General features: G+C 49.0%; 1 tRNA gene and 2 rRNA genes. All 3 read left to right on the plus strand.

The features are described from left to right. Positions 1-54 precede the first annotated feature (54 nt). The 3 genes from QMN76_RS10745 to QMN76_RS10755 all read left to right on the plus strand — a co-directional run bounded on the left by QMN76_RS10745 (position 55) and on the right by QMN76_RS10755 (position 3,361). Positions 55-2,790 (plus strand): 23S ribosomal RNA (locus QMN76_RS10745). Between the two features lie 108 nt (positions 2,791-2,898). Further along, positions 2,899-3,014, plus strand: a 5S ribosomal RNA gene (gene rrf / locus QMN76_RS10750). 270 nt (positions 3,015-3,284) lie between these two features. After that, positions 3,285-3,361: transfer RNA gene (locus tag QMN76_RS10755), tRNA-Met, on the plus strand. Positions 3,362-3,395: the final 34 nt, after the last annotated feature.

The raw sequence follows: 3,395 nt of genomic DNA on the forward strand, positions 1-3,395 counted from the left end.
AGAATGATTGAGGTAATAGCGGGTAAAGTGGCTGATATGAGTGTATGTGTGATGAGTAAGAGCACAAAGAGCATTTGGTGGATGCCTTGGCATCAGGAGGCGACGAAAGACGTAGCACGCTGCGATAAGTCACGAGGAGTTGCGAGCAAACTTTGATCCGTGAATTTCTGAATGGGGCAACCCCCCTCGTATGAGGGATCATGCACTGAATACATAGGTGTATGAGGCGAACCCGGGGAATTGAAACATCTAAGTACCCGGAGGAAAAGACATCAACAGAGATTCTGCTAGTAGTGGCGAGCGAACGCGGAACAGGCCAGTGGCTTTAAAGAGGTAAGTAGAATGGTATTGAAAGACCAGTCATAGAGGGTGATAACCCCGTATACGTAATATCTTTAAAGTCCTTGAGTAGGGCGGGACACGTGAAATCCTGTCTGAACATGGGGGGACCTCCCTCCAAGCCTAAATACTCCCTGATGACCGATAGTGAACAAGTACCGTGAGGGAAAGGTGAAAAGCACCCCGACAAGGGGAGTGAAAGAGACCTGAAACCAAATGCTTACAAACAGCTGGAGCCTCTTATGGGGTGACAGCGTACCTTTTGTATAATGGGTCAGCGAGTTTCTGTTTGCAGCAAGCTTAAGCCGTTAGGTGTAGGCGCAGCGAAAGCGAGTCTTAATAGGGCGTTAGTTGCTGGCAGAAGACCCGAAACCAAGTGATCTAGCCATGGCCAGGTTGAAGGTGCAGTAACATGCACTGGAGGACCGAACCCACGTCTGTTGAAAAAGACGGGGATGAGCTGTGGCTAGGGGTGAAAGGCCAATCAAACTTGGTAATAGCTGGTTCTCCGCGAAATCTATTGAGGTAGAGCGTCACGTATTACCTTGGGGGGTAGAGCACTGAATGGGCTCGGGGGTCCCAAAGACCTACCAAACCTAATCAAACTCCGAATACCCAAGAGTATGAGCGTGGCAGACAGACAGTGGGTGCTAAGGTCCATTGTCGAGAGGGAAACAGCCCAGACCACCAGCTAAGGTCCCTAAATGATATCTAAGTGGGAAAGGATGTGGAGATTCCAAAACAACCAGGAGGTTGGCTTAGAAGCAGCCATCCTTTAAAGAAAGCGTAATAGCTCACTGGTCTAATTAAGAAACTCTGCGCCGAAAATGTAACGGGGCTCAAGATATCTACCGAAGCTGTGGGTGCATATTTATATGCGCAGTAGCGGAGCGTTCTGTAGGTCTGTGAAGGAGACGGGGTGACCCTCTCTGGAGATATCAGAAGTGCGAATGCTGACATGAGTAGCGACAAACAGTGCGAGAAACACTGTCGCCGAAAGTCCAAGGGTTCCTGCGCCAGGTTAATCCACGCAGGGTTAGTCGGCCCCTAAGGCGAGGGCGAAAGCCGTAGTCGATGGAAATCAGGTTAATATTCCTGAACCTGCTAGAAGTGACGAATACAATATGTTGTTAGGTCTTATTGGATTGACCTAGCTTTTGGAGTATTCCAGGAAATAGCTCTAGCGGATAGACCGTACCCGAAACCGACACAGGTGGACTAGTAGAGAATACTAAGGCGCTTGAGAGAACGATGCTGAAGGAACTAGGCAAATTACTTGCGTAACTTCGGGATAAGCAAGACCGGGTCGTGGGCAACCATGACCAGGTGGCACAGAGCAGGGGGTAGCGACTGTTTAGTAAAAACACAGGGCTCTGCAAAGTCGAAAGACGACGTATAGGGTCTGACGCCTGCCCGGTGCCGGAAGGTTAAGAGGAGGTGTGCAAGCACTGAATTGAAGCCCCGGTAAACGGCGGCCGTAACTATAACGGTCCTAAGGTAGCGAAATTCCTTGTCGGGTAAGTTCCGACCTGCACGAATGGCGTAACGACTTCCCCGCTGTCTCCAGCATCGGCTCAGCGAAATTGAATTCCCCGTGAAGATGCGGGGTATCCGCGGTCAGACGGAAAGACCCTATGAACCTTTACTGCAACTTTGTAGTGGCATCAGGAAAACGCTGTGTAGGATAGGTGGGAGGCTTTGAAGCATAGGCGCCAGTCTATGTGGAGCCATCCTTGAAATACCACCCTGAGTTTTTTTGATGTCTAACCATATCCAGTAAGCCTGGATTGGGACCCTGCATGGTGGGCAGTTTGACTGGGGCGGTCGCCTCCCAAAAAGTAACGGAGGCGCGCGATGGTGGGCTCAAGCCGGTCGGACATCGGCTGTTGAGTGCAATGGCATAAGCCCGCCTGACTGTGAGAGTGACAGCTCGAACAGAGACGAAAGTCGGCCATAGTGATCCGGTGGTTCCACGTGGAAGGGCCATCGCTCAACGGATAAAAGGTACTCTAGGGATAACAGGCTGATCTCCCCCAAGAGTCCACATCGACGGGGAGGTTTGGCACCTCGATGTCGGCTCATCACATCCTGGGGCTGGAGCAGGTCCCAAGGGTTCGGCTGTTCGCCGATTAAAGTGGTACGTGAGCTGGGTTTAGAACGTCGTGAGACAGTTCGGTCCCTATCTGCCGTGGATGTCGAGACTTGAGAGGATTTGCCCCTAGTACGAGAGGACCGGGGTGAACATACCTCTGGTGTACCGGTTGTTGCGCCAGCAGCACCGCCGGGTAGCTAAGTATGGAAAGGATAACCGCTGAAAGCATCTAAGCGGGAAACCCCCCTCAAAACGAGGTCTCATTACGGGCCGTGGTAGACCACCACGTTAATAGGTCAGGTGTGAAAGCACGGAAACGTGTGCAGCTAACTGATACTAATCGCCCTTGCACTTACTATATAAAACACACATACACTCATATCAGTCACTCTTATAAAATAACCAATTCAAAATTAACCAACCATGAACTCACAATAACAACCAACACACAAGGGTATATTAGATGACCTGGTGGCAATGGCGGGGAGTGAACCACCCGATCCCATCTCGAACTCGGCCGTGAAAACCCCCAGCGCCCATGATACTATGTCTTAAGGCATGGGAAAGTAGGTCGCTGCCAGGTCTTCTAATATACCCTCTCTATCACTTATAATCCCCAATTAAACAATATCGTTTAATTCCATATTCAATATATTAAATAATATGCAGGATTATAATTCAAACTCTTATTAATACTTCATAATAGAGTTTATTCAATAACTGAGATATCCTTCAAAATTAGAACGATAATCATCAGACCAAAATAACTGATTAAACCTCTCTTATAGAGTATAATCAGTATTCATACTGCAAGGGAAATTATGAAACCCAAAATAACGCAGTATACACCCAATGCGGGGTGGAGCAGCCCGGTAGCTCGTCAGGCTCATAACCTGAAGGTCAGAGGTTCAAATCCTCTCCCCGCTCCCAATATCTCAATAAATAAACTAAAAAAACCCATATG

Source organism: Commensalibacter papalotli (ex Botero et al. 2024), from assembly GCF_947179115.1.
Taxonomy (GTDB): Bacteria; Pseudomonadota; Alphaproteobacteria; order Acetobacterales; family Acetobacteraceae; genus Commensalibacter; species Commensalibacter papalotli.